Source organism: Actinomadura sp. (assembly GCF_044508335.1).
Lineage (GTDB): Bacteria > Actinomycetota > Actinomycetes > Streptosporangiales > Streptosporangiaceae > Spirillospora.
Window position 1 is genome coordinate 1 of sequence record NZ_JBIQHY010000012.1, and the last position, 5,027, is coordinate 5,027.

The following is a 5,027-nucleotide window of genomic DNA, read 5'->3' on the forward strand; positions in this document are numbered from 1 at the left end:
TCAATGCGCGGGCCTCAATGCGCGGGCCTCAATGCGCGGGATGGCCGGGCCGCGGTCGTTGTCGCCCCGCACAATGATCACCGGAAAGATTTGAGGGCCTGCCAGTTCATCCTCGTCCGCGCGGACAGCATCATGACGGGGGTCACGTCCGTTCCCCCCGCCGGGGCCGTCCGACAAGGATCGTCATGCGCACCCCCCGTACGTCCGCAGTCCTGCTCGGCGCCACCCTGCTGGCCGGCACGCTGACCGCGCCGCCCGCCCTCGCCGACGCCCCGGACCGTGCCCCCGTCACGGCGCCGCTGACCACCACGCCGCGGCTGGCGACGGCCGCCAACTTCCGCGACCTCGGCGGGTACGCGACCGCCGACGGCCGCCACGTCCGCACCGGCGTCGTCTACCGCTCCAACTCCCTGGCCCACCTGTCGGCCGCCGACCAGCAGACGCTGCTCGACCTCGGCATCACCCTCGACGTGGACCTGCGCAACGCCAAGGAACGTTCGGACGACCCCGACCTGCTGCCCGCCGGGATCGCCTACAAGGTCGCCGACGTCGAGGACCTGACCCACGGGATCTCCTTCGCCAACCCGGTGCTGGGCAGCCTGCTGTACGGGCTCCTGATCGGGCTGGTGACCGGGTCGTCCAACCTCGGCCAGTCGATCGCCTACCCGTTCATGGTGGACTTCAGCGGTGCGAGCCGCGCCTACCACGACCTGCTCACCTCCATCGCCGCCAACCCCGGCGCGACGGTCTTCCACTGCACCGCCGGGAAGGACCGGACCGGCTGGGGCGCCGCGGTGCTGCTGACGATCCTGGGCGTCCCGAAGGCGACGGTGTACCAGGACTACATGGCCAGCAACACCTACCTCGGCCGCTCCGACGCGGTGGAGTCCGCTTGGCTGGACGAGGCGTTCCATGAGGTCGACCGGGCCTACGGGAGCTTCGACAACTACGTCCGCAACGGACTGAAGCTGAGCGACGCCACCGTCGCGGCGCTGCGCGCCCGGCTGCTGACCTCCTGACCCCCGCATCGCGGAGCCGCGCCGCGCGGAACCGGTCAGACGATCAACCATGCGCGTCACGCGATCAACTGCGGGGGCGCGGACGCGGCGACGCTGGGCGCATGTCAACACCTCAGTCGTCGCAGTCGTCCACCGGCACTGTGCCGCCCAAGTCCCCGCCGGAGACAGGCCCCCGGGCGAACTGGTCACCGATCGTCGCGCTGGCGGCCGGGATCGCGGTGCTCGTCGCCAGCGAGTTCCTGCCGGCGAGCGTGCTGCCCGTGATGGCCGCCGATCTCGGGATCAGCGAGGGCACCGCCGGCCTCGCGGTCGCGGCGACCGCGGTCGCGGGCGCGGCCACCGCCCCCAGCATCGCGGTCCTGCTGCCGCGGACCGACCGGCGCACGGTCCTGGCCGGGCTGCTGGTCGCCGCGCTCGCCGCGAACCTGGCGGTGGCCGCCGCCCCGGGCTTCGCGGTCCTGCTGCTCGGCCGGCTCGTCCTCGGCGTCGCCATCGCGGGGTACTGGTCGTTCGCGTTCGGCGCCGGCACCCGCGCCGTGCCGGGACGCGACAGCACGGTCTCCACGTCCCTCGCGCTCGGCGTCACCGTCGCGACGATCGGCGGCGTCCCGCTGGCGTCCCTGCTCGGCGACGCGGTCGGCTGGCGCACGGTGTTCGGCATCGCGGCCGCCCTCAGCGCCGCCGCGGCCCTGGCCGTGGCGGTCACGCTGCCGCCGGTGCCCCCGCATCCGGCGGCCGGGGCGGCGATGATGCGGGCCGCGCTCGCCAACCGGTGGCTGATGGCCGGGGTGCTCGGCGTGGTCCTGGTCGCGTTCGGCAACTTCGCCGCCTACCCCTTCATCAGGATCGCGATCGAAAAGGTCGACGCGGGCGCCACGGTGTGGCTGCTGCTCGCCTGGGGCGTGGGCGGGATGGCGGGCAACCTCGCCGCCGGACGGTTCTCCGGGCGGCTGCGGGCGGTGGCCGCCGCGGCCCCGCTACTGCTCGGCGCCGGACTGCTGGTCACGGCGACCGCGCCGTCCCTGCCGGTGCTGGCCGCGGGGATCGTCGTGTGGGGCGTGGCCTTCAACATGGTCCCGGTCGCCACCCAGCTATGGGTGACGCGCGTCGCGCCGGACCGCGCCGAGTCGGCCCTGTCGTTGCAGGTCACCGCGTTTCAGGTCGCGATCACGCTGGGGTCGGCGACGGGCGGCGCGATCCTGGACGCCCGCGGCGTGCGGACCGCCCTCCTGGTCGGCACGGCATTCGCCGCGGCGGCCGGGCTGCTCTTCGCCGCGCTGCGCGTCCCGCGCGAGTGACACGTCCCGCCAAGCCTGCGGCGCGAGGCCGTGGTGGGACGAGAACGCGCGGCTGAACGCGGCGGTGGAGCCGTACCCGACGGCGGACGCGACGTACTCAACCGGACGCGAGACGTCCCCGAGCAGCCGGCGCGCCTCCCGCATCCGGACGTCCCGGAGCACCTCCGCGGGTCCGCGGCCGAGCGCGCGGCGGAACCGCTCGCCCAGCGCGGAACGCGACAGGTGGACGAGGCGCGCCATCCGCTCGACGGTCCACGGCTCCGCCGGCCGGGCGGTCACCGCGGCCACCACCGCGGCCACGGCCTCGTCCCGCTGCTCCGCGCCGCCGCCCTGGTCGTCCTCCCAGGAGGCGGTCATCGCGGCGCCGACCAGGCTGCCGTAGCCGACGGCGAACAGGGACGAGCGGCACGCGCGCTCGAGCGGGCACTTCGCGACGAGCGCCATGATGCCGGCGTGCCGGTTGCCGAAGCCCCGGACCACCAGCGGGCTCGGCAGCCGGCGGACCGGGACGGCCATGTGCAGGTCCGCGACGACCAGAACGGACTCCTCGTGCCGCTTCGACGCGGTGAGCCGGTGAGCGGTGCGGGCATCGACGAGGACGGCGTCGCCCTCGGCGAGCGACTGCGTCTCGGACGCCGTCTCAAGCACGACCTCACCCGCCAGCACCAGCGCCCACAGCGGGGCGGGGCGGTCGGTGAGCGCTGCGCCCGCCGGGAGCAGGACGTGGTCCATGCCGGACATCTCCCACGCCGGTTCCGGAGAGGAGGTTCCTGCCTCGTCTGCCCGTGAGATATCTACGATGTTCGCCACGTGGGCTTGAAGCACGGACACGACGGCGGCCTATTCCCGCGCGTCCCGGAGGGACGTCCGAGGAGCGACGCATCTTTCCGAGCAGTATCAGCGCCGCACGTCCCGACCCGTTCCGCGCACGACGAACAGCGCCAGGACCGGCAGGACGGCGCCGGTCCACAGCACGCTCGTGGTGCCGATGCCGTTGACGGCGAAGCCGCCGATGAGCGCACCGAGCGCTATGGACAGGTTGAACGCGGAGACGTAGAGGGAGCCGGCCGCCTCGGTGGCATCCGGTGCGGCGTGGAGTATCCAGGTCTGCAAGGTGACCGGCACCGCGCGGGGTCGTCGACCTGGTCCGTCATGCAGGGTGAGTTCCACTGGTACAAGCACGACGAGCAGGACGAGTTCTTCTTCGTCCTGGACGGCCTGTTCCGCATCGAGCTCAACGGCGCCGACACCGTCGAGCTCGGCCCACGCCAGGCGTTCACCGTCCCGGCGAAGATGCTGCACCGGCCCGTCGTCCCCGTCCGCAGCGCCGTACTGATGATCGAGAAGGCGGGCGTCGTCGCCACCGGCGACTGACCGGCGGAGACGGTGCCGCGGGAAAGATCGGTTTCAGGCGTAGCGCTCGACGAAGTCGAGCGTGGTCTGGGCGACCTCGGGCCAGGCGTGGTCGATGGTGAGGGAATGGCCCCGGTTCGGCATCTTCATGATCTCCGTCACGGCGGGGTTGCGCCTCTGCCGCTTGTAGGCGGCGTTCGCGATCGCCCAGGGCACCGTGTGGTCCTTCTCCCCGTCGATGATCAGGAGGGGGCCGCGGTCGGGGTTCGTCGTGTCCGCCTTCGCCTCGGTCCACGGGTTCAGGTTCGCGTTGCCCATCTGCATGAGAGCGGTCCCGGACCCGGCGACGTGGAAGGTGTCGTAGAGCTCCCGCGCCTCCTCCTCGTCCAGTGCGTTCGCCCAGCCGTAGAGGAACTGGTCGAACGTGAGCGTGATCGCGCGGCCGCGCGTGCGCGGATCGATCAGGAAGGCGCCCACGCCCTTGAGCACCGACGCCGGCAGCGGCAGGACGCCGCGGAAGATCCCGGGGTCGATGGCGACCGTGGCCGCCGAGAGGCCGTTCCCCGCGAGCATCTCGGCCAGCAGGCCCCCGGTCGAGTGCCCGACGAGGACCGGCTTCCCGTCCAGCGCGTTGACGACCTCGGTGGTGTGATCGGCGATCTGCTTCAAGGTCTTCTTGGCGAGGACGTCGGGATTCGCCCGGGCCTCTTGCACCGTTTCCGGATCGTCCGGCCAGTCGGGCATCAGCGGCGCGTAACCCGCCCGCCTGAAGAAGTCCGCCCACGCGGCCCAGCTGCTCGGCAGCAGCCAGAGGCCGTGGATGAAGACGACCGGGGTGTCGCCCGAGGCGTTGGCGGCCTCGATCTCCCGGCTCTCCCTCTCTGAAATAGACACCGTTCTTCGCCTTTCTCCGGGCGGATGAAAACCCGCCTCGATTGCGGTCATTGCGCCCGGCCCGGTCGCCGTCCAGGTCGGTCGAGCCGCGGTCGCCCGGACTATTCCGCTCGTGCGGGACCTGGTGGCCGCGCCGATCAGGTGACACCCCCTCCCCTGGACGGGAAGTGCATAACCTCGGACATGGCAAGGTTTGCCAGATATATGGCGAAGTCTGCTTTGCCTCATATGCCGCGCGGTCTGTCACGGGTGGCCACCACGCCGAGGGCGGCGAGCCGGACGAGCGGCTGCGGCGGCCGCCGCGCCGCCGAGGCCGAGTGAAACCGCGCGGGGCGGCAATACCGGAGGTACGTCCCCCCGGAGGTCCGCATGGTCTGGCTCGGAGTCGTCCTCGTCATCGCCGGTGCCGTCCCGGCGCTCGCCATGGACGGTGACCTGGGCGGTGTCGACGCAACCGCGGCGG

The 5,027-nt window shown here is 72.4% G+C and carries 5 protein-coding genes and 1 pseudogene; 3 read left to right on the forward strand and 3 right to left on the reverse strand.

Going from position 1 to position 5,027, the window contains the following annotated elements:
• The first annotated feature begins 185 nt into the window (after positions 1-185).
• Together ACIWVC_RS06980 and ACIWVC_RS06985 are read left to right on the forward strand one after the other, a co-directional pair.
• Positions 186-1,019: a tyrosine-protein phosphatase gene (locus tag ACIWVC_RS06980; protein ID WP_396453925.1), complete on the forward strand. Its 834-nt coding sequence runs from the start codon at positions 186-188 to the stop codon at positions 1,017-1,019.
• 101 nt (positions 1,020-1,120) lie between these two features.
• The gene (locus tag ACIWVC_RS06985) at positions 1,121-2,317 is read left to right on the forward strand and encodes an MFS transporter (RefSeq protein WP_396453196.1); all 1,197 of its coding nucleotides are present in this window, start codon (positions 1,121-1,123) and stop codon (positions 2,315-2,317) included.
• Between the two features lie 18 nt (positions 2,318-2,335).
• Here the strand turns inward: ACIWVC_RS06985 and ACIWVC_RS06990 are convergent.
• A pseudogene (locus ACIWVC_RS06990) lies at positions 2,336-3,058 on the reverse strand (AraC family transcriptional regulator); the annotation flags it as partial.
• 156 nt (positions 3,059-3,214) lie between these two features.
• The gene (locus ACIWVC_RS06995) at positions 3,215-3,442 is read right to left on the reverse strand and encodes a hypothetical protein (protein ID WP_396453926.1); all 228 of its coding nucleotides are present in this window, start codon (positions 3,440-3,442) and stop codon (positions 3,215-3,217) included.
• A 27-nt stretch (positions 3,443-3,469) separates the two neighbouring features.
• On the opposite strand from ACIWVC_RS06995, the gene ACIWVC_RS07000 reads away from it, so the two are divergent.
• Entirely contained in the window at positions 3,470-3,691 is a 222-nt protein-coding gene (locus tag ACIWVC_RS07000) for a cupin domain-containing protein (protein WP_396453927.1), read from the forward strand.
• 33 nt (positions 3,692-3,724) lie between these two features.
• Here ACIWVC_RS07000 and ACIWVC_RS07005 read toward each other — a convergent pair whose 3' ends face one another.
• Entirely contained in the window at positions 3,725-4,564 is an 840-nt protein-coding gene (locus tag ACIWVC_RS07005; protein WP_396446539.1) for an alpha/beta hydrolase, read from the reverse strand.
• Positions 4,565-5,027: the final 463 nt, after the last annotated feature.

Bases quoted from the DNA above. Each gene is read 5' to 3' on its own strand.
- ACIWVC_RS07000 (WP_396453927.1), top strand. From the start codon at position 3,470: ATGCAGGGTGAGTTCCACTGGTACAAGCACGACGAGCAGGACGAGTTC.
- ACIWVC_RS06985 (WP_396453196.1), top strand. From the start codon at position 1,121: ATGTCAACACCTCAGTCGTCGCAGTCGTCCACCGGCACTGTGCCGCCC.
- ACIWVC_RS06980 (WP_396453925.1), top strand. From the start codon at position 186: ATGCGCACCCCCCGTACGTCCGCAGTCCTGCTCGGCGCCACCCTGCTG.